The 25,085-nt window shown below is 37.7% G+C and carries 20 protein-coding genes and 1 pseudogene; 8 read left to right on the top strand and 13 right to left on the bottom strand.

What is annotated here, in order from left to right; translation table 11 throughout:
- A pseudogene (locus MT391_RS16680) lies at positions 1-384 on the bottom strand (hypothetical protein); the annotation flags it as partial.
- A gap of 411 nt (positions 385-795) precedes the next feature.
- Positions 796-1,209 carry a hypothetical protein gene (locus MT391_RS16675; protein ID WP_166370895.1) on the bottom strand — a complete coding sequence of 138 codons (414 nt, stop codon included), beginning with the start codon at positions 1,207-1,209 and terminating at the stop codon, positions 796-798.
- Positions 1,210-1,440: 231 nt separating this feature from the next.
- On the opposite strand from MT391_RS16675, the gene MT391_RS16670 reads away from it, so the two are divergent.
- Both MT391_RS16670 and MT391_RS16665 read left to right on the top strand, forming a co-directional pair.
- Positions 1,441-1,878 carry an excalibur calcium-binding domain-containing protein gene (locus MT391_RS16670; protein WP_499499094.1) on the top strand — a complete coding sequence of 146 codons (438 nt, stop codon included), beginning with the start codon at positions 1,441-1,443 and terminating at the stop codon, positions 1,876-1,878.
- 90 nt (positions 1,879-1,968) lie between these two features.
- Positions 1,969-2,445 carry a DUF3465 domain-containing protein gene (locus MT391_RS16665; RefSeq protein ID WP_499499092.1) on the top strand — a complete coding sequence of 159 codons (477 nt, stop codon included), beginning with the start codon at positions 1,969-1,971 and terminating at the stop codon, positions 2,443-2,445.
- Positions 2,446-2,549: 104 nt separating this feature from the next.
- Here the strand turns inward: MT391_RS16665 and MT391_RS16660 are convergent, their stop codons facing one another.
- Positions 2,550-3,764 (bottom strand): DEAD/DEAH box helicase, encoded by a 1,215-nt coding sequence (locus MT391_RS16660; protein WP_499440033.1) that lies wholly within the window; start codon positions 3,762-3,764, stop codon positions 2,550-2,552.
- A 5-nt stretch (positions 3,765-3,769) separates the two neighbouring features.
- Between MT391_RS16660 and MT391_RS16655 the strand changes: the two genes are divergently transcribed.
- Complete coding sequence (locus tag MT391_RS16655; protein WP_499499091.1) at positions 3,770-3,970, top strand: hypothetical protein; 201 nt, start codon at positions 3,770-3,772, stop codon at positions 3,968-3,970.
- A gap of 51 nt (positions 3,971-4,021) precedes the next feature.
- Here the strand turns inward: MT391_RS16655 and MT391_RS16650 are convergent, their stop codons facing one another.
- Entirely contained in the window at positions 4,022-5,638 is a 1,617-nt protein-coding gene (locus MT391_RS16650; protein WP_166370889.1) for an ABC-F family ATPase, read from the bottom strand.
- Between the two features lie 372 nt (positions 5,639-6,010).
- On the opposite strand from MT391_RS16650, the gene MT391_RS16645 reads away from it, so the two are divergent.
- Complete coding sequence (locus MT391_RS16645) at positions 6,011-6,748, top strand: HNH endonuclease (protein WP_499499089.1); 738 nt, start codon at positions 6,011-6,013, stop codon at positions 6,746-6,748.
- A 520-nt stretch (positions 6,749-7,268) separates the two neighbouring features.
- Here the strand turns inward: MT391_RS16645 and MT391_RS16640 are convergent.
- Complete coding sequence (locus MT391_RS16640) at positions 7,269-9,512, bottom strand: peptidase U32 family protein (RefSeq protein WP_499499087.1); 2,244 nt, start codon at positions 9,510-9,512, stop codon at positions 7,269-7,271.
- Positions 9,513-9,799: 287 nt separating this feature from the next.
- On the opposite strand from MT391_RS16640, the gene MT391_RS16635 reads away from it, so the two are divergent.
- Complete coding sequence (locus MT391_RS16635; RefSeq protein ID WP_499499085.1) at positions 9,800-10,273, top strand: peroxiredoxin; 474 nt, start codon at positions 9,800-9,802, stop codon at positions 10,271-10,273.
- 200 nt (positions 10,274-10,473) lie between these two features.
- Here the strand turns inward: MT391_RS16635 and MT391_RS16630 are convergent, their stop codons facing one another.
- Both MT391_RS16630 and sfsA read right to left on the bottom strand, forming a co-directional pair.
- Positions 10,474-11,292, bottom strand: a complete 819-nt coding sequence (locus tag MT391_RS16630; RefSeq protein ID WP_499499083.1) for a fumarylacetoacetate hydrolase family protein — start codon at positions 11,290-11,292, stop codon at positions 10,474-10,476.
- Between the two features lie 120 nt (positions 11,293-11,412).
- Positions 11,413-12,108, bottom strand: coding sequence for a DNA/RNA nuclease SfsA (gene sfsA, locus MT391_RS16625; RefSeq protein ID WP_499499082.1), 696 nt, complete (start codon positions 12,106-12,108; stop codon positions 11,413-11,415).
- 136 nt (positions 12,109-12,244) lie between these two features.
- Here sfsA and MT391_RS16620 point away from each other — a divergent pair, with 136 nt between their 5' ends.
- Together MT391_RS16620 and MT391_RS16615 are read left to right on the top strand one after the other, a co-directional pair.
- Entirely contained in the window at positions 12,245-12,442 is a 198-nt protein-coding gene (locus MT391_RS16620) for a hypothetical protein (RefSeq protein WP_166370879.1), read from the top strand.
- Positions 12,443-12,520: 78 nt separating this feature from the next.
- Entirely contained in the window at positions 12,521-14,149 is a 1,629-nt protein-coding gene (locus tag MT391_RS16615; RefSeq protein ID WP_499499080.1) for an NAD(P)/FAD-dependent oxidoreductase, read from the top strand.
- 177 nt (positions 14,150-14,326) lie between these two features.
- Here the strand turns inward: MT391_RS16615 and MT391_RS16610 are convergent, their stop codons facing one another.
- Complete coding sequence (locus MT391_RS16610) at positions 14,327-15,943, bottom strand: B12-binding domain-containing radical SAM protein (RefSeq protein WP_499499079.1); 1,617 nt, start codon at positions 15,941-15,943, stop codon at positions 14,327-14,329.
- A gap of 242 nt (positions 15,944-16,185) precedes the next feature.
- Between MT391_RS16610 and MT391_RS16605 the strand changes: the two genes are divergently transcribed.
- Entirely contained in the window at positions 16,186-17,118 is a 933-nt protein-coding gene (locus MT391_RS16605; protein ID WP_499499077.1) for a D-2-hydroxyacid dehydrogenase, read from the top strand.
- 146 nt (positions 17,119-17,264) lie between these two features.
- On the opposite strand, the gene MT391_RS16600 is transcribed toward MT391_RS16605, so the two are convergent.
- The 5 genes from MT391_RS16600 to MT391_RS16580 form a co-directional block, all read right to left on the bottom strand.
- Positions 17,265-18,560 (bottom strand): NCS2 family permease, encoded by a 1,296-nt coding sequence (locus tag MT391_RS16600; RefSeq protein ID WP_166370871.1) that lies wholly within the window; start codon positions 18,558-18,560, stop codon positions 17,265-17,267.
- A 500-nt stretch (positions 18,561-19,060) separates the two neighbouring features.
- Entirely contained in the window at positions 19,061-20,791 is a 1,731-nt protein-coding gene (locus tag MT391_RS16595; RefSeq protein WP_499499076.1) for a hypothetical protein, read from the bottom strand.
- Between the two features lie 356 nt (positions 20,792-21,147).
- Entirely contained in the window at positions 21,148-21,936 is a 789-nt protein-coding gene (xni, locus tag MT391_RS16590; protein WP_499499074.1) for a flap endonuclease Xni, read from the bottom strand.
- A gap of 1 nt (position 21,937) precedes the next feature.
- The gene (ppnN, locus tag MT391_RS16585; RefSeq protein WP_299660556.1) at positions 21,938-23,290 is read right to left on the bottom strand and encodes a nucleotide 5'-monophosphate nucleosidase PpnN; all 1,353 of its coding nucleotides are present in this window, start codon (positions 23,288-23,290) and stop codon (positions 21,938-21,940) included.
- A 296-nt stretch (positions 23,291-23,586) separates the two neighbouring features.
- Complete coding sequence (locus MT391_RS16580; protein WP_499499073.1) at positions 23,587-25,056, bottom strand: GGDEF domain-containing protein; 1,470 nt, start codon at positions 25,054-25,056, stop codon at positions 23,587-23,589.
- Between the last annotated feature and the right edge of the window lie 29 nt (positions 25,057-25,085).

The following is a 25,085-nucleotide window of genomic DNA, read 5'->3' as shown; positions in this document are numbered from 1 at the left end:
AGGAGCTTTTAATGCATGAATAATCGAAAATAAAGCAACCAATGTTGCAGGGTAAACCCAAAAACCATGTCGTATGTTATCCAGTAAACCATCAAGCTCGCGAATTAGCATACAAGCAAAGAAGCCTGTAATAAGCACACTGAAATGTCTGACAGAAGGATCTTTATATGCGGTATAGGCAAAAGATAAGGTAGTGCAGAATAATAATGTTTCCTGTAAAAACTCTGTTGCAGAGTATTCAGAGATACCCTGATCTAAGTTTATCACACCGTGCTGCATATAAATAAGATCAAAGGCAAGGGCTAAAATAGGTAAGGTTACTAAAAGAGATAACAACAAAAATTGTTGAAAGCCTTTTAGAATGATGCGTAAATCTGATGACATAATCACTCCGCTAAAATAAAGTATGGTGTTTTGTCCTTAATGCGAGATTCCGTTCTACTTTATTAATGGGACGGCATATTATATCTCCATAAATAAAAAATCACATTATTTACATAGGTAAAAAGTAAAGATAAATAATTAATATTTGTGATTTTGGTTGTGTTTTATGCGGTTTTTATTGGGCTGATTGTTTGAATTAAAAATTAGGGTATTGAAATGAAATATATTTGGTTGAAATTAGTGTTAACGATATTGGTTTTTGCTGGATTGTTTGCTTGGATTTATTATTTAGTTTCGAGCGGTAATATCTAATTATTATTAAAAATAGTTTCAAAAAAATTGCCAACCCATTACATATAAAAGATAACATTGGGTTAGCGATAAATTGATAGGCTAGTTTACGTGTAAAAACTACTTAACCGTTAGTTTTACATCTGCATCACGTAGAAGATAAAGCGCAATACAAGCGGCAAGCATAGGCCATGCTGCAAAAAACAATAGATTGTTGAAGCCGTCAATATAGCGAGGGAATGAAGAAAAAGTAGATGCGGCGTGCATTAATAAAATAATACCGTAAGTAAGGCGTTTTTTGATCCCAGCAACAAATGCAAGAACTAACAATAATTGTAGCGCGCCAAGAATATAAAAGATGGTATCACTTGCTCCACTGATACCATAAAATGCTTTCATAACTATCGCACTGTGTGCTGGATTGATAAATTTATCTAACGTCCACATAAAGAAAACGATAAAAATACCTAAGCGTAATGAAAAGAGAGACCACTGAAGGCGGTTTTGTAGGTTTGCTGAAACAGGTTGTGACATAGGAAGATCCTTAAAAGTGTTAAATGGTTTAATACATAACTTATCAAGACCGTGGCCTATGTTGTTTTATTTCACAAATTTATAATTAATTTTCAAATAATGACGCGTTAGTTCATAAGTATCATTAGTGATGCTTTACAAAAAGTATTCATTTAGGCGCTTTTTATGTTGCTTATCGTCATTGGCTCATACTAGTAGCCAAAGAATCAGGGTAAATTAAAGAGACTTTCAATGATGAAAATGTTCACAATATTAATACTACTTATTGCTGGTGGATACGCTTATTTTTTATATTCAAATAATGAATTGCCGTTTATTGCAGCTAACTCATCAAGTGTTTCCATTGATGACAAAATAAAATGTACGACTAAAGAAGGCCGAATTTTATACGGGAAAGTTCCTGATGGTGTGATTTGTGAGCGCCTTGAGTCAGTAAAAGGAGCGATTATTATTTTGCCAAGTGAAACTAAAAGTGAACGTAAAGATTCTATTAATTTATTTAATAAAAAAAGTGAACTGGCAAATTCAAAATACCGATGTGATGGTAGAACCTATTGCAGTGAAATGCGTTCAAAAGCGGAAGCGATCTTTTTCATAGAGAACTGTCCGAATACTAAAATGGATGGCGACCACGACGGCCAGCCCTGTGAAAGTGATTCTCGTTTTTAAATCAATTTATAACCGTTAACGGATAGGGATTATTAATGTTCAATCCGCCTAGCTATAAATAATTGCAACTCGGGATAAGGAAAAGTATTGATGAAAAATAGTATGCTTATGCTGTTAGCGCTATTGCTTGTGGCGTGTAATAACGAAAGCCAACCTAATGGAGTTAGTTCAGAGGCATTAGCAAAAGTTGAACAGATAAAAGAAGCGGTTTACACCGTCAGTGTTTCAGCTAATAGCGAACAACGTCTGAGTGATGCTTTTAAAGATAAACGCTCTGATCTTCAGATCGCTGGTAAAGGAACGGTGATCAAGCTACTTGCTGATGACCTAAAAGGTTCTCAGCATCAACGCTTTATTATAAAAACGAATACTGGGCAAACAATATTAGTCGCACATAATATAGATTTAGCGCCAAGAATAAATACTCTAAAAGTCGGCGATAGCATTGAATTTTATGGTGAATACGAATGGAATAAACGCGGTGGTGTGATGCATTGGACGCATAAAGATCCTAAGCAACGTCATATCGATGGGTGGTTAAGGCATGCTGGTCTAGTTTATCAATAACAACAAAAGTGCCGTTAATCTTTAAATGAGCTCAGCATTCGAGCTCATTAATTAACCTGAAAGGTTATTTATCACTTTTAAGGCAAGTAATCGCTAATATTATTTTAGCGTTTGATCGATGATTGGCGACGACGGCCTTTTTGCGCTTTTTTCGGTGCGTGTGCAGCGTTTGAATCAGGCACAACCAACTTCGCTTCAAAGCCTTCAATCACTTCACGGTTAATGAAGTAACCTAAATGACGTTCGATCGCACATAGGTTTCTAAAGTCATCACGCGATACCAATGAAATAGCTTCACCTTCAGCACCAGCACGACCAGTACGACCAATACGGTGTACATAATCTTCAGCTTCATCGGGTAAATCATAGTTAACTACACGTTCTAAATCGTCGATATCAATACCACGTGCTGCAATGCCGGTAGCGACTAAGAACTGAATTTTCCCTTCTTTAAAGTCAGCCATTAATTGTTCGCGTACTGCTTGGCTACGACCACTATGGAAAGATTCAGCGGCGATTTCACGTTTTTCTAATTGGCTTACTAATTTAGCCGCGCCACGTTTAGTTTCAATGAAGATCAACGCTTGTTGCCATTTATTCTCATGGATCAAATGGCTTAATAATGCCGATTTAAACTCTTTATCTACAGTGATCAAACGTTGTGCAATCTTAGGCACAGTAACATTCTCTGGTGCAATTGATATCTCTACCGCATCTGTCACAGCTGTTCTTGCTAAAAAGCGTACTTGCTTTGATAAAGTTGCAGAAAATAACAGATTTTGACGTTGCTCTGGTAACTTCTCAACGATTTTATTGATGTCACTAATAAAGCCCATGTCTAACATGCGGTCGGCTTCATCAATCACTAGAATAGAGGTTTCATCAAAGTGAATAGCACGACGTGTGTACATATCTAACAAACGACCAGGCGTTGCTACTAAAATATCAACACCTTCAATCAAGCTTTGCTTTTGTGGTTCAACATCCACGCCACCGTACATCGCCATCGAAGTAATATTAAGGTGCTTGGCATAAAGTTGAATATTAGCTTCCACTTGAATCGCTAGCTCGCGAGTTGGCGTTAAAATCATTGCGTGTACACGTTTAGGACGAACTAACGGCGCATCAATTAATTTTTGTAAAATAGGTAATACAAAACTTGCAGTTTTACCGGTACCCGTTTGCGCCGCGGCAATCAGGTTTTTTCCTTTTAATACAACAGGAATCGCTTTTTCTTGGATAGGTGTTGGCGCAGTGTAACCCTGTTCAGTTACGGCTTGTACGATTGGATCACTTAATCCAAGGGATGAAAAAGGCATGTTATTTGTCTCTACTTATCAAGTTAAAATGGTATAAAACGGCCACATTTTTACATAAGCAAAGTATCAAACGTACCTCACTGTCGCTAATGCTAAACGGTGATGCGCATGATAAAGATGGAAAAGTGACAGGTTTTATGAGTTATTCGGTTTTATTTATTGCTTCTTTTTTTATTTCTTTATGTCTTTATTTCTTTGTTTCTTAATGTTTCAAATCAGCAGCGCTGAACGCAACTACTGATTTGAAGTGTTGTGCTTTATTGTAGGTTTAAGCTTAATTTTTTTGCTTCTGACTGACTTGCTAGGTATTCGTTATAAGTACCTTGGAAATCAACCACTTTTGTCTCTTTAATATCAACAATACGGGTTGCTAATGAAGATACAAATTCACGGTCATGACTTACAAAAATAAGCGTACCTTTAAATTCTTTTAATGCATTGTTTAATGCATCAATCGCTTCTAAGTCCATGTGGTTAGTGGGTTCGTCCATTACTAACACGTTGATGTCTTGCATCATTAACTTACCAAATAACAGACGGTTTTTCTCACCACCAGAACAGTTACGTGCTTTTTTGTTTGCATCGTCATCGGTAAATAATAAACGACCTAACATACCACGCACGATTAAATCGCTGTGTTTGCTAGTACGCCATTGACCCATCCAGTCCATCAAGGTTAAGTCGTTATTAAAATCTTCAGTGCTATCTTGTGGGCAGTAGCCGATAGACGCATTTTCAGACCATTTAACAACGCCTTCGTTATGTTGTAAGTCATTCACTAAACAACGCATGAAGGTTGTTTTACCCACACCATTCTCACCAATAATAGCAAGTTTAGCTCCGGCTTCTAAAATAAGGTCTCCACCACTAAATAATGGCCCTTCTTCAAAACCATGCCCTAGACCTTCTAATACTAACGCTTGACGATGCATTTTCTTGCCTTCATCAAAAGATAAAGAAGGGTGCATACGGCTTGTTGATTTAACATCATCAAGTTTGATTTTATCCATTTTTTTAGCACGTGAACTTGCTTGTTTCGCTTTAGAGGCATTGGCACCAAAACGGTTTACAAAGTCTTGTAGTTCGTCGATTTCAGCACTTTTCTTCGCATTTTCAGATAATAACTGCTCACGGATCAGTGAAGAAGCTTCAAGGAAGTATTCGTAGTTACCTGGGTAAATACGTAATTCACCGTAATCAATATCAGCCATGTGCGTACACACAGAGTTTAAGAAGTGACGGTCATGCGAGATGATAACCATAGTACAACGACGTTTATTCAACTCTTCAGACAACCAGTTAATGGTATTAATATCCAAGTTATTGGTTGGCTCATCGAGTAATAATAAGTCAGGGTTTGCAAACAATGCTTGTGCTAATAGAACTCGCAGTTTCCAGCCCGGTGCCACTTGTTTCATTAAACCAAAGTGAAACTCTTCTTCAATACCAGCATCTAATAAAATGTCACCAGCACGACTTTCAGCAGTGTAACCATCCATCTCAGCAAACTCACTTTCAAGCTCACCAACTTTCATGCCGTCTTCTTCAGTCATTTCTGGTAAACCGTAAATACGGTCACGCTCTTTTTTGATTTCCCACAACGCTTTGTCACCCATAATAACGGCGTCAATTACTGTGTACTCTTCAAAAGCAAACTGGTCTTGGCTTAACGTACCGACTTTCACACCCGGATCTAATGATACGTTTCCTGAGCTTGGCTCTTGTGCACCCGTCAAAATCTTCATGAAAGTTGATTTTCCGCAACCATTAGCACCAATTAACCCGTAGCGGTTAAAGTTACCAAATTTGGCTGAAATATTTTCAAATAAAGGCTCGGCGCCAAATTGCATTGTAATGTTTGCGGTAGATATCAAAGTCAAGATTCCATCAGTTTAGAGCAGCACTTATTCACCTAAAAGTGATTAACAGCGTTGCAGAAATAATAAGGTCGCGAAGTATACAGATTAAGCAATTAAAATGTCGAATTATGTGAGTAAAAGCAGGTTATTTTTTGTTTTATTTTTAATCTGCTAGGTTGTTGGTGATGGAGATAAGCAATCAACATCATTAATTTCTTTTTAAATTTAGATATTGATAATTCAGTACTCTGCTAGTTGTTAAGGAAGCAACTATCTAGCTTATTGATTATTTTATCTAAGTTGGTTACTTTGTGTGAAGTTTGTTTTATATACAAATTATATCGGGTTGTTCAGCTTAACTGCACTTTTAATCAAAGGTTATAGAGCATGGTCAGTGATAGGGAATACATATTTTCGTTACTTCGTAAAAAAATGGAAGATGCTGGATTTTGTTTTGAGAAAATTCAAACTCCTCACTTTCAGAATATTAGAAAGCAGGAGCTTAAGTTTATTCATCCGGAATTGGATAAAAAATTTACTAGCCTCGGACTTAATAACAGAGCCAAAAAATTTTACATTAAGCCCTTGTCTGATGAAGAAGAAAGTGAAATAGTGTTAACTACAGGCAAAACATCTCCATTATTCAGTTTAGAAAATTTTCCCGAACCGAATGCTATTGATACCTATAAGAATAGTGATATAAATGCTTGGGTTAATAGTGAAAGGGATAATAGTTTAGATCTGTTACTTTACTCTATTAGAGAATACGTATTTGCAACGTTAAACGATATTGATGAGTCATTTACAAATGAACTCCAGTACTCAATGGCGAGGACCTCAGAGGAAAGACTGGAGCGTCTAAAAAATGCGTCTAAAAATCCTAAACAAATCATTGTTAAAACATTGATCTATAAAAGAAATTCAGATGTAGTGGTGGAGGCGCTTTATCGTGCTAAAAGCGTGTGTGAATCTTGTGGGGTTAAAGCTCCTTTCACCAGAAAAAAAGATCTTACGCCATATTTAGAAGTTCATCATATAGTTCAGCTTTCTAAAGGCGGAGAAGATACTTTGGACAATGCCATCGCTATCTGTCCAAACTGCCACAGAGAGAAGCATTTTGGCTAAGAATAACAAAAAAAGCCTTATTTAATTATTACCATATTACCCAATGTGGCTGCTTCATTGTCCCGTCAAGTTTCCCCAAGGTAACGATTCATTTTAGCAACAGCAAACAGGACGTTTGCTGTAATGTCAGAATGGCCATGGACGGCCATCCTGACATGGTGCGTTTAAAATAAATGGTTAGCTTGGATTAGGAAACGTCACGGGTGGCCTTTCTTTTGGTTCTGTTTTCTTTGGCCATTTAAAGAAAATGAACCCGCCGCAAGGGCGGAATACCAAGGTCAGTCGTAATCTAAAAGCCCCGATGAGCACAGACGAACCTACACCAAACTAATCTAATTCAAACTACTGCACTGAGAGTAGACAAGTTAGCAAGCTAACTCGATTAGCGCAGACAAAGCTATTAAGTTAATTCAAACTGCCTAGATGAGCGCAGACGAACCTACACCAAGCTAATTCAGATTACTACACTAAACACTGACGAAGCTGACAAATTAAACACCAGATTGATCAATTATCTAATTTACAAGCCTTGTTGGTATTGCGCATTGGTCGCAACTGTCACCATACCTGTAACCGTTGCTGCTGCTTGCTGATCGCCATCTAAGAAATCTTCAAAGTGCTTAATTAACTGCGCTTTATCCTGCTTCTCTTTTGAACCTGAACCAATATCCGTTAGGTCGATAAAGAACTCATCAAACAAATCTGAGAAATCTCTGACAGCATCAAAATTTAAGAACTGTTCATGGTTATAAATACTTGGGTAACCACCTAACTGCTTATCAACGGCGAAAGAGATACCTTTCACGTTGGTAATTGTCGTCGCTTTTTGACACTTCAACATACAGCCATCTTCAATGCTTGGTTTGTTACAACCCACGGTTTGTTGAAAGAAACATTGGCGGCTAGTCATCATTAGAATAGGGTGGTAAATGCTGTATAACATTTTGAAGTTAGCAGGGCGTTTGATGTTTTTGATCTGGTTACGGTTAATTTCGTTTGAGATAAATGCACCGGCACAATTTAACTCTTCTTGCATGGTTAATAATGCATAGGAGTTAGTGGTGTTTAAAAATGGACCTGCAATCCATTCAATACCCATTTCAAAGGCTTTATATGCAATACCAGTATTATTGGTAACAATACGAGCAGGTTTTAACTCTTCTAAAATGCGTACTGCTTCAATGTAATCTTTACCGATTAATACCGCTGGGAACCAAGGAATAAAGCGCGGATTACGCACTAAAATATCACGTTGTTTGTTGCAGCGTTTTTTAAAGCTTTCCGGTAATTTAAAGTAGATGTCAGCATCGGTTAAGTCACCTAAGTGTGCATCTTTTTCATCGCTGATTAATATTGATAACGTTGGCTTTTCGTTTAATTTAGGGTGAGAAGCTAATGGCGGTAAAGTGACTGCTGGGATCACGTCTTTTTCGCCATTTAAATAATAAGCGACTTTATTTTTAACTTCCGTTAACTCTTTAAATGGAATAGTTAAATGATCATCCAGTTGCGAAAAGTCAAAGTCAGCAACATTGTAACGGCTATTTTTAAAGCTTTTGAAACGTTTTTCAATGGCTTCAACGGTGACTGCTGATTGCTCAGAAGCAATCATGTTTGAGTTTGATTCTACTACAAAAGTTTTCTCGTCAATGACGATAGTCACGGTGAATGGTTTATCCAACTGCCCTGAGAAGCTTAATGATAAATCGCTTTTATCAATATTTAAGGTCGCTACTTTAGCGGCTACTTCGTCAACGATTTTATTTTTATCGTCACGTAAGTCTTGTTGTACTTCTTGGATTTGTACGATTGAAATCGCATTATTTTTTTCATTGGCATGGGTAAAGCTGTTATCGCGTGGATTGTCGATAAACATGTCTTTAGTTAAATTGCCTTTCAAAAACGAGTTAGTGAAATCACGGTTAAATACTTTGTATAAAGCAGAGTCATCGGCTAATAATTTACCGGTATCCACAAAAGTATTGATCTGCTGACGCCAGCTATCCACAACCGTATGCACGTATTGTGCGCCTTTAATACGACCTTCAATTTTTAATGAGTCAACACCGGCTTCTACCAAATCAGGCAAGTCAAACCATGCAGAGTTATCTTTTAAATTAAGTGGGAATTTATTGCCTGCTGCAGTCACTTCATATTCATCACGACAAGCTTGGCTACAGCGACCACGGTTACCTGAGTTACCAACACTCACTGAGCTTGAATAACATTGACCAGAAAACGCGATACATAATGCACCGTGTACAAACACTTCGGTTAATACTTCGTTATCGTGTGCTAAAGCAGTGAGGATTTTGATTTCAGTTAGGTTTAATTCGCGTGATAAATTAGCACGGGTTGCGCCAATTTTAGCAAGGAATAAAATTTGCCCTTCATTGTGCGTTGTCAGCTGTGTTGATGCATGAATATGTAAGCTTGGGAAAAACTTTTTAACCAGGTTAAAGATACCTAAGTCCTGCACTATGATGCCATCGATACCGGTATTAACTAGCTGATTTAATAGTTTAGTGAGCGTTGGGATTTCATGCTCTAGGATCACGACATTAAGCGTTAAAAAAACTTCACATTCATATTCATGTGCTAGCTTGATGATGCCGACTAAATCATCAAAGGAAAGGTTGGCAGCACGGTTACGAGCGTTAAAAATATCCAAACCGCAATAAATCGCGTTAGCTCCTGCAATTATCGCCGCTTTAATCGCGTCAACATCACCACCTGGGGCTAATAATTCGATTTTTCTACTCATAACTTGTCACCATCTATTTAATTCATTTTTATTTTGAGGCGCGAGTTTACCTTTATCCAAAGTGTTTTGCCATCGTGCAAGGGAGCTAGAGTTAATCGACTTAAAAGTAATTGAATAGCCACTTTATTATTCAGTGTTTGTTTAGCTGGTTTAGGGATAGACTGTTAACCTGTAACAGCCTGTTATTGATTATATTAATAGACGCGATTGTTATATTTAAAGTAGCAATTGTAATGGCAATAACTAAAAGTAATTAAAAGTAACTTAAATTAACTAAGGATAATAAAATGATTGAAGTAGGCCAAAAATTACCAACAGCAACCCTAAGCCAATTAACTGCTGAAGGTATGGTTCATCATGACGTTGCTGAATTATTTGCAGATAAAAAAGTAGTCTTATTTGCTGTACCTGGCGCATTTACGCCAACTTGTTCTGAAGAGCATTTACCAGGTTATGTTGTACTTGCTGATAAGTTTCAAGCAAAAGGTGTTGATTTGATCGCTTGTGTTGCTGTGAATGATGCATTTGTGATGAAAGCATGGGGTGAATTACATAACGCATCTGAATTATTAATGTTAGGCGACGGCGATGCGAGCTTTTCTAAAGCACTTGGTTTAACCATGGATACTGCAGGATTCGGTGGCGTTCGCTCACAACGTTATGCAATGGTCATTGAAAATGGCACCGTCACGTTATTAAACGTTGAAGAAGCAGGTGAATTTGAAGCAAGTAAAGCAGAAACAGTTCTAGCTGCACTTTAATTTTAGATGCCTCATCTACTTTCATAAAGTTGCATTTGAGCTAATTAATTGTCCCTTACAATGCCGTTGTAAGGGATTTATTCTCTACTTTCCTTCCTCTTTCTTTGTTATCTCTGTTGTCTGTTTATTTTTAGCTTTTACATATAATAGGTTGCTGTTGTTATTGTTATTGTTATTTTCACAGTTGTCACTGTGAGTATTTAACGTTTAATTTTATTCTCCACTGTACCTACTTGATCGATACTAACGGATACTGTGTCACCATTATTCAACGCTTGGGTTCGACCTGGCGTCCCCATAAAAATTAAATCTCCGGGCATTAAGGTGAAGTATTGGCTTAAATAGCTGACTACTTTTGCTGGTTTGTGGATCATATTTTGAGTATTTTCCTGCTGTACTATTTTGCCGTTTAAGCGAGTCGTCAGGAGTAAGTTATTATAATCAACACCTACTGTAATGATTGAGCTAATAGGGCCGAATCCATCGCTGGCTTTAGAGCGCATCCATTGCAGGTCTGAACTTTGCCAGCTACGTTCGGTTAAATCATTGCCTGCTAATACACCGAAAATAACTTCTTCTGCCTGTGATTCTTTAATATGCTTAGCTTGTTTACCAATCACTAATACTAATTCGCCTTCAAAGTGCACGTTATTTGCATCTTCAGGTAGGACAATAGTTTCTCCTGAGGCGATTAATGACGAAGGTAATTTAAGAAATAACGGCGGTGGCGCTTTTGATGGTGATGAGATATGACTACTAAAGTTCATACCCACGGCAAATACTTTCTGCGGCGTTGTAGGAAGTAATAATTTAACCTCTGCTAATGCAATAGGGTCTCCTTTGGCGGTTAACTGAGTAGATAACTCGCCGCTAAGCGGTTGAATCAGATCTCCTTTAATTTCACCGTAACTGATTGCTTGATGGTGCTTAAAGCGTGCAATTTGCTTTACATCGGCACTGACCATTGAGGGCAGGCTTAACCCTGTCACTAATCCTATGACTAACATAATTTTTTTCATTATCTGACTCCTGTCTTTTTTGTTCCATTAATGTTCCGGTTTAATAAATGCCAGAGCTATTACAGTCTTGTTAATAACCACTACTTTCAAGCTAGCGATTACTCTGCTTGCTGTTCATTTTCATGTGTGGGAGTTAACAATATTGCTTAAATTCGGGAAATAACAAATGACTTCAACGCCTGCTTGTTTTGCCTGTGCGAATAAGTCGGCATATTTTTTGTCGATAAAGTCTGCGGGTTGCACACTTTTTATCGCGGAGTGTAATACCGCAAATAATAAAACACTGCGATAGCCTTGTTGTTTCATTTCTATTAATTCGCGTAAATGCTTTTGACCGCGAGTTGTCACTGCATCTGGGAAGTAACCATCACCCGCCTGTTTGCGTTCGTCTAATAGGGTGCAGCTTTTTGCTTCTACATAGCAATCCACTTTATTGTCATCGCTTAATAAAAAATCGATGCGACTATTTTCCTCTCCGTATTTTACTTCTGCTTTGCACTGTTGATAGCCGAGTAGTTCAGGGATTTGTTGTTCAGAAATCGCCTGTGCAACCAGCGCATTGGCTTTGGCTGTATTTACACATATCCAATGGCCAGCTTGAGTGAGCGTAAATTCCCAAGTGTATTGGTATTTACGTTTTTTATTGCTGGAGGTGCTATATAAAACGCTATCGCTTGGGGTTGCACAACCCGTCATTGCGCCGGTATTTGCACAATAAATAGTTGTTTCACTGCCATCTTCTAAAATTACATCGGCTAAGAATCGCTTGTAACGTTTTATTAATGTCGCTTTTTTAAAGGGAGTTTCAAATATCATTATTGTTTAATAACCTTTATTGATGTTGTACTTTTTAACAAATAAGTAACAAGTGTGTTGTTATCGCGTTTTATTTAAGTGATAATGGTTATCATTAACTTTTTTCTTCACTTATCTTCAAAGGAGTGTGTTTAAAATGACTATTCAAATTGAAATTGATAAAGATAAATTAATGCATTTATTTGAACAGGGTGTGTTGTGTGCTGCTGATTTTCGCTGTTTAACCACGGAGTCAAAACAACAGGTTTCACAATTATGCCTGACAAACTGTTCAAAACGTTTACAGGCTATCCCCTGTAGCATCCCTATCTCTATCCATAAACAAGCACATTAGGGTTTATTAAACCTTATCATTTGATTGTAGATCACGTAAACTACGCGCTTATTTTTTAAGCCAATTTTTAGGTGCATCATGATACGTCTCAACCAAGTTAAATTACCGCTGGACCACGAAGAAGGTGCGTTACAGCAGTTTGTATTAAGTAAGTTAAATATAACTGCACAGCAACTGGTTAATATCCATGTTTTTAAACGTGGATATGATGCGCGTAAAAAGAACCAAATCACACTTATTTACACTTTAGATGTTAGCGTGACCGATGTCGATCAAGCTAAGTTATTAGCGAGCTTTGAAAAAGATCCAAATGTGCGTGTTTCTCCGGATACTGATTACCAATATGTTGCTACTGCTCCAGCAGACTTAGCGGAGCGACCTATTGTTATTGGCATGGGGCCTTGTGGGTTATTTGTTGCTTTAATTTTAGCGCAAATGGGTTTTAGACCGATTGTATTAGAGCGCGGTAAGTCGGTACATGAGCGTGCTAAAGATACGTTCCGTTTTTGGCGTACGAGTGAGCTTAATACCGAATCAAACGTACAGTTTGGTGAAGGTGGCGCAGGTACCTTCTCCGATGGCAAGTTATACAGCCAAGTTAAAGATCCTGGTTTTAAAGGTTTAAAAGTAAAACAAGAATTTGTTGCTGCGGGTGCTCCTGCTGAGATTATCTACGTGAGCAAACCACATATCGGTACCTATAAGTTAGTGACGATGGTGGAAAAAATGCGCCGTAAAATCATCGAGTTGGGTGGAGAGATCCGTTTTGAAACGCGTGTTGAAGAAGTCAATATCGAAGACGTTGATGGTAAAAAGCAAGTGACTGGCGTGACCTTAAAGGGTGGAGAAGTGATCAACTCACGTTATGTGACCGCTGCTATTGGACACAGCGCACGTGATACTTTCCAAATGTTGCATGATAAAGGTGTACATATGGATGCGCAGTCATTTTCGATTGGTTTCCGTATTGAGCATAAGCAAGAGATGATTGACCAAGCTCGTTTTGGTATTAATGCTGGGCACCCAATTTTGGGTGCTGCGGATTATAAGTTAGTACACCATTGTAAAAATGGTCGTAGTGTATATAGCTTCTGTATGTGTCCGGGGGGGGTGGTTGTTGCGGCAACATCGGAAGAACATGCCGTGGTAACTAATGGCATGAGCCAATATTCTCGTAGTGAGCGTAATGCAAATAGTGCGATTGTAGTGGGCATTTCTCCTGAAGACTTTAATAACGACCCATTACAAGGGGTCGCATTGCAACGTAAATTAGAGCGTCATGCCTATGTGATGGGTGGCAGTAATTATGATGCGCCTGCACAAATGGTAGGGGACTTCCTTGCTGCGGGTAAAGGTAAACCCTTTGAGAACGTTGAGCCTTCTTACAAACCTAACGTAAAAATGACTGACTTAAGTGATGCATTACCGCAATTTGCAATTGATGCGATTCGTGAAGCGTTACCAGCTTTTGCTAAGAAAATCCGTGGATTTGATAGTAAAGATGCGATGTTAACAGGCGTTGAAACACGTACTTCATCACCTATACAAATTAAACGTGGCGATGACTTACAAAGCATTAATACGCAAGGTTTATACCCAGGCGGTGAAGGTGCTGGTTATGCTGGTGGTATTTTATCTGCGGGTATTGATGGTATTAAAATCGCGGAAGCGGTGGCATTAAAAATGTTAGCGGATTTAGAGGCTTAATCTTTTCCTAGATATCTCATCTTTTTAAACATTTAGATTGTTAAGTTTTATAAAGCAAGTCGGTTGTGTTTTATAAAGTAAACTTGTTAAGTTTTATAAAGTAAGGCCGCTGTGGTTTATCAATCACAGCGGCCTTTTTGTATTTGAAAGCTTATTTCTTTATTACTTTCATTACTTCTATTGCATATGTTGCTTTTGTCGCTGTAATAATTTACTACCACTGGTGGATTGTTTTTTCTGGCCGCCATAAAGATTAAGGGTATTAAATACGCCTTTTAACCTTGATGCGGTGTAATCTAATTCTATCTTAGGTAATAGTGTTTGATGTATTTCAGGAAATAAGGCTTCAACACATTGAGAAATTAATTCAAATAATCGTTTTAGATTAATCTTATGCGTTTGTCCTGTTTCTTCAAATAACCAATTGGTGATGGCCATAAAGTGCTCAAAAGGGTCGTCCGCTAGAATATGCCCTAATGAATGTTTAAAACGTCCTGAATTTCCTATCATATCCCAATATCTTGCAAAGCGATTAACCAGCTGCATGGTGGCAAAATCTACTCTGTCGGTACTTAAAATATTAAACGGTGGTAGTGGGTTAAAGCGTAAATCAAAGGTGTCAGTGTGCCTAATAATCGGGCTACCTTTAAGGCGTTTTAAAATGCCCATTTGAATCTCATGGGGATGGCATTCATATAGTTGGTTGAAGCTGTCTTTAAAGCTTTCAAAGGTTTCACCGGGCAGGCCAAAAATAAGATCAGCATGGATATGTGCGGTGGTATTTTCTTTTAACCAAATCAGATTTTGTTTGGATTTAGCATTGTTTTGCTTACGGCTAATATTGGCTTGTACTTCTTGATTAAAGGTTTGAATACCCACTTCAAATTGCAAGCTGCCCTCAGGAAATTGCGCTAGCATCTCTTTTAACTTGCGAGGTAGATGATCCGGTACTACTTCAAAGTGTAAGTACAAATCATCACTCATTCTGTCTAAGAAAAACTGCATAATTTGTAACGAGGTATTAATGTCTAAATTAAAGGTTCTATCAATAAACTTAAAGTTGCGCGCACCACGTTGATACAAGGTTTCCATCTGTTTTAAGAAAACAGTTAACTCGTAAGGATTTGATTTAGTATCTAAAGAGGACAGACAAAATTCACACTTAAAGGGGCAACCGCGAGAGGCTTCGACATACAATAAACGATTCTTTAAATCTTCGTCGCTGTAATACTGATACGGCATTTCAAGGTCTTTTAAATCCACAGGTTTAGACTTCAAAATTTTATTGCCTGGTGGATTGTTATTGATTAGATCCTGACATAATTCGTAGAAACTGATATCTGCTTCACCGGTTAATACATAATCAGAAGCTTGTACTATCGCTTGCTGCTCAGATTCATAACTTACCTCTGGCCCACCTAATACTACCTTGACTTCCGGCGCGATCACTTTCAATAGGCTAACCACATTAGTGGTTTCGACGATATTCCAAATATAGACACCAAAGCCAACAATAGTCGGTTTGGAAGCTAAAATTTGCTCAACGATATCAATAGGCCAAGTTTGAATAACAAATTCTTTTATTTCAGCGATAGGCTGTAGATCTTTTAAATTGGCGTATAAATAACGTAAACCTAAACTGGAATGAATATATTTAGCATTGATTGTCGCTAATACTATTTTTGGCGAGGCTGACCCGTTGATAGCTACGGGCTTAGCGTGGCTGCTTGCGACAGGCTCTGGTTCACTTAGCGTTGTACGCATAATGGTTAGGTCATGGTCGAATTGTTGCATAGCAGTTGAGACTCTTTAGTATTTAAGAAATATGCGCGAATAATACAGTAATCGATGAGTTTATTCAGTGCTTGATTTATTGTGTTAAGAAAAGCGAGGCTTTGGTTTGTTTTTTGAGAAAAGAGAAGCATTAATTATTGCTACAAAGTTTATTGATTTTGCATCTGGAATGGTAACCAGTATCAAAATCCTGTATATCTAAGACTCTCAATTTATTGGCTTTTTCGTATTAAGGGATAGAAATGAAAATTGTTTTATTAGATGCATTAACATTAGGTGACAGTGATTTATCTGTTTTTGATCATTTAGGCGAGTTAACTGTTTTCCAGACAACAGATGAACAACAAACTGCTGAGCGGTTAGTAGGGCAGGAAGTTGTTATTACTAACAAGGTACTGATCACTGCACAGCATATGGCGGATAACCCACAGCTAAAGCTCATTTGTATTGCTGCAACAGGCACTAACAATGTAGATCTAGAGGCCGCGGAGAAAGCGGGTATTACGGTTAAAAACGTATCGGGTTATTCTACGGAAAGTGTTAGTCAGGCAACCTTCTCTCTATTGTTTCAATTAATACATCAAAGCCGTTATTACGACCAATATATTGCTAAAAAAGGTTGGTGTGATAGCCCTGTATTCACTCATATTGAACGTCCTTTTTATGAGTTAAAGGGTAAACGTTGGGGCATTATTGGCATGGGCACTATTGGTCAACGAGTTGCAGAGCTAGCAACTGCTTTTGGTTGTGATGTTTGTTATTACTCGACTTCAGGCAAAAATTCACAACAGTCCATTGAACAGGTAAATTTAGCTACGTTATTAAGTGACTGTGATGTTATCTCTATTCATGCGCCACTTAATGCGCAAACTGAAAACTTAATTGCTGCTGAGCAAATACAGCAATTAAAAGCGGGGGCGGTGATCATGAATTTAGGTCGCGGTGGGATCATTGATGAACAGGCAATGGCGACGGCATTGGATACACAAGATATTTATCATGGAACGGATGTATTGGCGGTAGAGCCTATGCTATTAAATCACCCATATTTGTCAGTAAAAGAATCTCAGCGTTTAGTAGTGACACCGCATACTGCTTGGGCAAGTGTAGAAGCTCGTCAATGTTTGTTAGAAAAAGTAGTGGAGAACATCAAGAGCTACGTGACAGCAAATTAGTAAGTTAATGTAACAGTATAAAGAGACAGTAAACTTAGGTTTTAATCTTTAGAATAAAAAAATGTCACGCTTTAATCATTTAGTTTCAAATAATAAGCGCGGCATTTTTATAATTAATATTTATCGGTTATTGCAAATTAGATTGCTTAACCAGGAAAGAAAACCAGTTTAAGAAAGAATAAAACAGCAAGGAACCAAACGCTTGCGCTTAACTCTTTCATTTTACCACTAGCTACTTTGATCGCAGCGTAAGCAATGAAACCAATCGCAATACCGTTAGCAATTGAGAACGTTAATGGCATCATGATGGCTACAATAACCACAGGCGCGGCTTCAGTAATATCATCCCAGTTAATGCTTTTTAAACCACCAACCATTAATACTGCTACATATAATAATGCGCCTGCTGTTGCATAAGCCGGAACCATGCCTGCTAAAGGAGCAAAAAATAGAGCAAGTAGAAATAGGATACCAACAACCACAGCAGTTAAACCGGTACGACCACCTTCAGCAACACCAGATACACTTTCGATGTAACTTGTTGTTGTAGATGTTCCTAACATTGAACCCGCCATAGAAGCGCCACTGTCTGCTAATAGTGCGCGGCTTAAACGTGGTAAGTTGCCATCTTTATCTAGCAGTTTTGCTTTATCTGCTACCGCAATTAATGTACCTGACGTGTCAAATAGATCCACGAATAGGAATGCGAAGATAATGCTGATCATACCTACGTTTAAAGCACCGGCTACATCCATTTGCATGAAAGTAGGCGCAATACTTGGTGGCATTGACATAATACCTGCATATTGAATATCACCCATTAATAGGCCGATAACAGTAACACCCAAGATAGCTAGCATCACGCCACCTTTAACTCGGTAGTGTGCAAGTGCAATAATGGCAATAAAACCTAAGCAAGCTAAAGCGGCTGGTAATGCAGTTAAATCACCTAAACTCACTAATGTCGCTTGATTTGCAACTACGATACCGGCATTTTTTAAGGCAATTAAACCTAGGAATAGACCGATACCAGCTGCAATCCCTTTACGCATTGGTAGCGGGATTGAGTTGATGATCCACTCACGGATTTTGAATAAACTTAATAAGGTAAAACAAACACCTGAAAGGAATACAGCACCTAAAGCAACTTGCCAGCTGTAACCCATGTGTAATACCACAGTGTATGAGAAGAAAGCATTTAATCCCATACCCGGTGCTAAAGCGACAGGGTAGTTAGCGTATAACCCCATAATGAAACAGCCAATTGCAGCTGCTAAACAGGTTGCGACGAATACAGCACCTGAGTCCATACCGGTTGCAGATAACATTGATGGGTTAACAAAAATGATATAAGCCATGGTTAAGAAGGTGGTAAAGCCTGCAACAATCTCTGTTTTTACATTACTGTTGTGTTCGCTTAGTTTAAATAATTTTTCTAACATAATTTTTCCATTACTCGCGCGTGTGGAGGTCTATTTCCTTCCGACCTATTAATATCCATGATAATAATTAAGCGATCTATATTATTGGCCAAAATCACTTACTTAATACAATCGATATAAGATGAACAAATTCTCTGTGTGAATTTCGCGCAATTATAAAAGAACTGATTTTATTAGCTAGTCTAAAAGGGCAATTAATCTGATTGATACTTAGATCTCGTTTGGCTTAGATCAAAAAATAAGCGGCTTTTTACGAGCTGAAAAAAAACTGACCTGAGTCAGCTTTTCGTTTGATATCTCATTTTTGTTAGCTGAGGTGATTTTTGTTAGCTGAGGTGATTTTTGTTAGCTGAGGTGATTTTTGTTAGCTGAGGTGATTTTTGTTAGCTGAAGTAATTATTGTTAGCTTGAGATAATTGATGATATTGATCACTTGAGTTATTTGCCCGTTACCATTTATGTGCATGTTCATGCTCGATGGTAACGGGTAAAGCTACTTTTTATTGTTGAGGTGATTTATTATTCACCGTTGAATCAAAACGAATACCTTGCTCATTAATATCTAAATTGATATTCATACGTGCGTCATAATCCATTAGGAACTGCATTTCATCAGCGATTGATTCCCCAGACATTAACTGTGTTGCACTAGCAAAAGGTGTAAGCATTTTATTTACGTCAAATGATAATTGGTACAGCCCATTAGCAGATAATGGTTCCTGTCCAAGTTTTTCAGCGGCTTGCTCACCTTTAGTCCCGTTATAAATCACTAAATGTTTACCTTTGATGGCAATTTTAGGATTGATGTTTAAAGCAACCGGTACAGGGAATAAATCTTTTAATGAAATAGCTTTGCCATCATCACTTAAATTAACCTGTTGCAGCTCTGGGCTAAACATTCTAATGGAGTTAAAAATAGCTAATGGGTTCTCAGCATGTACTGCTAATAACGCGTCAAAACTATCCAATTGTGTTGGTTCTGTTTGACTCATACTGTAATCAAACAGTGCACCACTAAGACCTTTTAGACCTGCTGCCATATTAGCGCTCATACCAACCATTGCTATCGACTGTCCATTCGCAGCAATTTGTGATTGTAGTTCTGCTAATGGCTGACATTGATAAGCAGGTTTTTGTAAATCACCCCAAATAGTGGTTAATGCGTTAGAGAGTTCGCTAACATTCAAGCCAATTGCTGTTGCTACAACACTATCGTTAAAGTTTTGTGTGTAACTTGGGATGAAGCCTCGCATGCTGCTCAGTGCTTTTAAAATCACTGCATTTTTACTTTCTATGACCGCTGAAAATCCGAGTGTTGACTCTGTTTCACTGATATCCATTTGGGTGTAGCCAAAGGCTGTGCGAGGCCAATTTTTTGCAATGCCAGTGAATTCTTGATGACAAACAGGTGTTTGTAAGCTGGCAAATGGATTATCATTTTCTACCTTAGTTATTTCAGTTAGTTGTCTTGCTAATTGATTACCGTCGGTTGTTGTTAAGCCTTTAATAATCTCAACATGATTAATAAAACCAACACTCGCATCAGAGAATTGATGTTGTTTAATGATATCTGTTAATAATGTGGTATCTGCTATTGGTGCTGTTACTTTTTCTAGACCGAGCGCGGTTGCCAATAACTGCTCAGAAACAAATCGCGTTTTTACTGTGACGGTTAAAATACCGTTGCCCTGTGCCACAATAACATCAACTACTTCGTCTTCATCGGGTGGGGTTATCGTATAAATGCGGTAAGCAAGATCTTGGATTTTTCCTTGTTTATGTTCAAAGCCTGTTTCTTGTTCATTTTTATCTAATAAATCCCAGATAGCTTGAGGGTTAGCAACTTCTAGTTTTATAACTGGCAGCCACCCTAGTGTATAAGCGTAAGCTCGGATTTGATCGCTCAATCCAAAGGTTTTAACTAATAAATCAGCATCTTTTAAGCCGTCTTGATAAGCTTTGATTAAATTAGCAACAAAGTGCAGGCCTGGTTCATCAGATTCATACAATGCATCTAGTTTTGCTTGGTCGCTTGGTGTTACTAATTTTGGCGCGGAAGCAATGTAATCTTTAATTGGAAATGGAGTTAATTGGCCTGCAAAAAAAGGAGTGTCTGACGGGACATAATTTAAAACATTATAGGCAGCAGCTGCAGGTTGTTGAGATAAGTAAACGCCTGCGCCAAATGCGCCAATAGCTACCACAGCAGCAGGGATTAATAATTTTTTCACAGTTAAAACTCCAAAATTTATTTATTAGGATGTTATAAATAGCAAACGCTATGCGTTGCTAATGTAAGGTTTATATCGCTTACTAGTGGCGATAACGATTTTCCAATAATTGTTTGAGTAAATTATTTCAATAAAACGTTTCAGTAAATTTGTTCATCATATATTTAAAAATTGACCGAGGTGCTTAATTTCAAGTTACTTAATTTTAAATTACATATCTTATAAACAATGTAACGGCTTATAAGAGCTCCACCCCTTTTTAACGTGAGTGCTCGAAAAGTGGTGCAAACAGGGTAAGTTTATTGGTCATTTTTTTTAGTCTTTTGTTCATTAAAGTTATTCTTTTGTATTCTTTATTATTTTGTTTGATAACGTAAATCTTTTAAATTAAAACCTAATCCAATTTGGGTTTTTAAAGTAACCAGTTGTTTGGATAAAAGCGCGTCAGCCTGATTTGCTTGTACTTTTTGTAGGCGTTTATCTTCACTAACTATCGGTTGTACTTGTTTTAACATGTTATCTAGACTTTGATATTGCTGCAAAAGTGCTAATGCGCCTTTATTACCAACTCCCTCGACACCTTTAATATGGCTACTACTTATACCTGTTATGGCCCAGTAATCGATTAATTGGTTTATTTTTAAACCCAGTTTATGCTCCACATAATAACTGTCCATATGTAACGATTGAAAATAGTCGTAAATACTAGTGTAGGCATTTAGTAATTGGTAAAAGCCTTTATCCGTGGACACTATGATACAGCGCTGTTGTCTCTGCGTTACTTTGCTTGTTAACGTTGCAATTAAATCATCCGCTTCGTCTTGTTCTGTGACTAAAGATTCAATACCCATTTCGTAAAATGCGTCTTGAATTTGTGGTAAATAGGCTTTTAAAGCCTCGGGGATCGGTTTTCTACCTTCTTTATATTCAGGTAGTAACTGATGACGCCAGCTTTGCTGGTGGCTATCAAAAACGCAAATAACATGGCTCGGCTGATGCGCCCTTAACATCTTTTGAAGTGCATTACAGGCGGTGTTATTGGTTGCACTTAATACAAAGTCGATATTTTTATTTTGTTTTTCTTGTACTGCATAGATACGACGAATTAGGTTCATCGCATCTATAATTAATAAACAAGCACTCATATTAAGTTTTAATCTTATAGCAAGGGGTGTAAACCGTTCCTGGTAGTTTCATTCGCCCTTGTTCAATGAAACTCTTTAATAATTTATCTACGCGTTGCATTAAATCTTTTTCACCGGTTAACAAAAATGGACCATTTTCTTCAATGGATTTTATGCCTTCATCTTTTACATTACCACCAACGATCCCAGAAAAAACACGACGTAGATTGGATGCAAGTTGATCTTTTGGCTGATCGCGATGCAAAACCAGGTTTGCCATATTTTCATGATTTGGAATAAAAGGAACTTGGAAATCATGGTCGATTTTTAATGTCCAATTAAAGGAATAAGCATCTCCAATTGCTTTGCGATACTCTTTAACGCGGCGCATTGATTTTTTAATGAGCTTGGCGACTAATGGCGCATCGTCAATAATGATTTGATAATGCTGCTGTGCTTCCTGCCCTAATGTATTCACAATAAATTCATCAATGGCTTTAAAGTAATCAACACTACTGGCTGGCCCTGTCAATACGATAGGTAAGGGCTGACGTTTATTTTCAGGGTGCATCATAATACCTAGAATATAAAGCAATTCTTCCGCTGTTCCTGGGCCGCCTGGGAAAATTACGATGCTATGGGTAAAGCGCACAAAAGCCTCTAAGCGCTTTTCAATATCTGGCAAAATAACCAGTTCATTAACAATCGGGTTAGGTGGCTCAGCGGCAATAATACCAGGCTCGGTTAAACCAATATAACGCCCATTATTGACACGTTGTTTTGCGTGTCCTACTGCGGCACCTTTCATCGGACCTTCCATGGCACCTGGGCCACAACCTGTACAGATATTAAGTTCTCGTAACCCTAATTGATTGCCAACTTCTCGAGTATATGCAAACTCAATATCATTAATAGAATGTCCTCCCCAACAAACGACAACACTGGGTTCGACACCGGCTTTAAGTACATTAGCATTACGCAAAATCGAAAACACTAAGCTGGTCGCTTGTTCGCTGTTGAACGCTGATGGTGGGTTGGGTTGTAATTGTGTGTTGACATATAAAAGGTCACGTAACACTGAAAACAGGTGATCTTGCATGCCTCTGATTAGCTCGCCATCGATGTAGGCATCTTCTGGTGGATTTAATAGCTCTAAGATGACGCCACGTTCTTGGTGGAGTACATTAATTTGAAAGTCTTTATGTTGTTCAAGGATCTCTTTACTACTGTCGGTATGGCTACCTGACTTTAATACTGCTAAAGAGCAGTTTCTAAATAATTGATAAACTTCGCAAGAGGCGCTGTATTTTAGTTGGTTTACTTCTAATTGAGATAATAGCGCCATGCTACCAACGGGACTGATATGTGAAATCATAGCTTCTCCTTTTGACTGTCTATTAAGACTAACTTAGTTAGGTAGAGATGCCATCAAAAAGTACCAGTTATTTATTAAATAATTGAATTAGCTACAGACTTTACTAGGATCTCAGATTAGAGAACTAGGAGCTTAGCTAATGGAAACGAAGTTTAAATTACAATAGCCGAAGTTGCATTAAATTTGCTTAGAACATTCGTTTTATGCTTAGAGATTCATCATCTTATTGCTTGCTGAATTTGCACCTTGAATGGGAAACAGCACAGACAATTTATTTATCTGTTGCCAGTTAAATCTTATTTGTCATCAGTTGCTGTTTTTTCTATAAAGATGACGCGATCTTTGCCCTCTGCTTTTGCTTGATATAATGCTGTATCAGCACGTTCAAACGCTTCATCTTGATCATCACTTGAAACTAAGGTGGTAAAACCAACTGAGATGGTGATGATTAAGTTTTCTTCTTTGAATCTGAAAGTGATTGCTTTAATACGATCTCGTAATTTATTTAATACAAACTGTGCTTGTTGTTGGTTTATCTCAGGTAATAATAATGCAAATTCTTCGCCACCGAATCGGGCGATGTAATCTGTTTTACGAATTGATTTTTGTAATGTTTGAGCGATGGCATGTAGGACTTTATCACCTGCTAAATGGCCAAAATTATCGTTAATACTTTTGAAGTTATCGATATCGATGACCGCCATTTGTAGCGGGGTTTTATAACGTTTTAAACGCGTTATTTCAATTTCTAGGCGTTCGCTCCAAGCAGCTCTATTGGGGATTTTAGTCAAAAAGTCGACGTGTAACTGTTTAGTTTGGTGTTTGAGTGTTTTTTGATAGCTCTGTGTTTCACTTTGCAGTTCTTTAATTTGTCTCACCATACCTTGAAATTTATGACGAAACTTTTGCTCTTTCTTTTTCTCTTGTTCAGCAATGACATTTTTCACTTCACTCACGTAGCTAGTAATGTAATTACGTAAACTATCGATATCTTGTGCTTCTTCACTTTGTTGCTGTAGACTTTTTGCACTCTTTTCTATCGATACAAAGGTATCTTTTTGTTGTGCAAAACCAGCTTCAGTTGCATTTAAGGTTTTTGCAAAATTTAAATAAAACTCGGTTAAGCTATCATTCAGTGTATATAAAAAATGACGTGAAGAACTACGCTCTTCACGTGTACTGTTAATGATTAGATTAATGACTTGTAAACAATGATGAGGTAATTGAAAAGGATCACTTTCGTTACTGATATTAATACGTAGTTTTTCAAGATCTTGTACATAAGCTTCACCAACATCTAACTCTAATATCACTTGCTGCAGTTCTTCATTAATAAATTCTACGTCACCCTTATGATCGTCGTCAGATTGCATCGAACGTTTACTCAGTTCTATTACTGCGCGTTGATAAATTTTGATCAGTTCTTTTAATTCAACTTGATGCTCAATAATAGTGTAAGGGACATCTCCATCTTGCATTTCTAGGAGTCGAGTTTTAATGGAGTCTGATAAAGAATCTATTTGTTGTAATTGCGTGATCGAGTGACGAGAAATTAAACGTCCCTCTGAGAGCTTGTCATCTAAATTATTTGGGATTGTTGCTAACTGTACGACGCATTCATCGAATAGATCGTTGTCGCTTTCATCGGTAGATGTTGCTTGTAATTTTTTTAGGAATCGGATTTGATATTTATCAAAAGCTTTATCTTGGCGATAATTTCGTCTTAAGAGTTGTTGTAATAACCTTGTTAGCGCCGATGATGCCATGAATATAATCCTTTAATATTTGTAATTTT

Source organism: Vibrio sp. 1-Bac 57, assembly GCF_037546855.1.
In the GTDB taxonomy this organism is placed as follows: Bacteria; Pseudomonadota; Gammaproteobacteria; order Enterobacterales; family Psychromonadaceae; genus Psychromonas.
The sequence above is the reverse complement of the archived record's forward strand: the minus strand, read 5'-3'. Positions and strand labels throughout refer to the sequence as shown.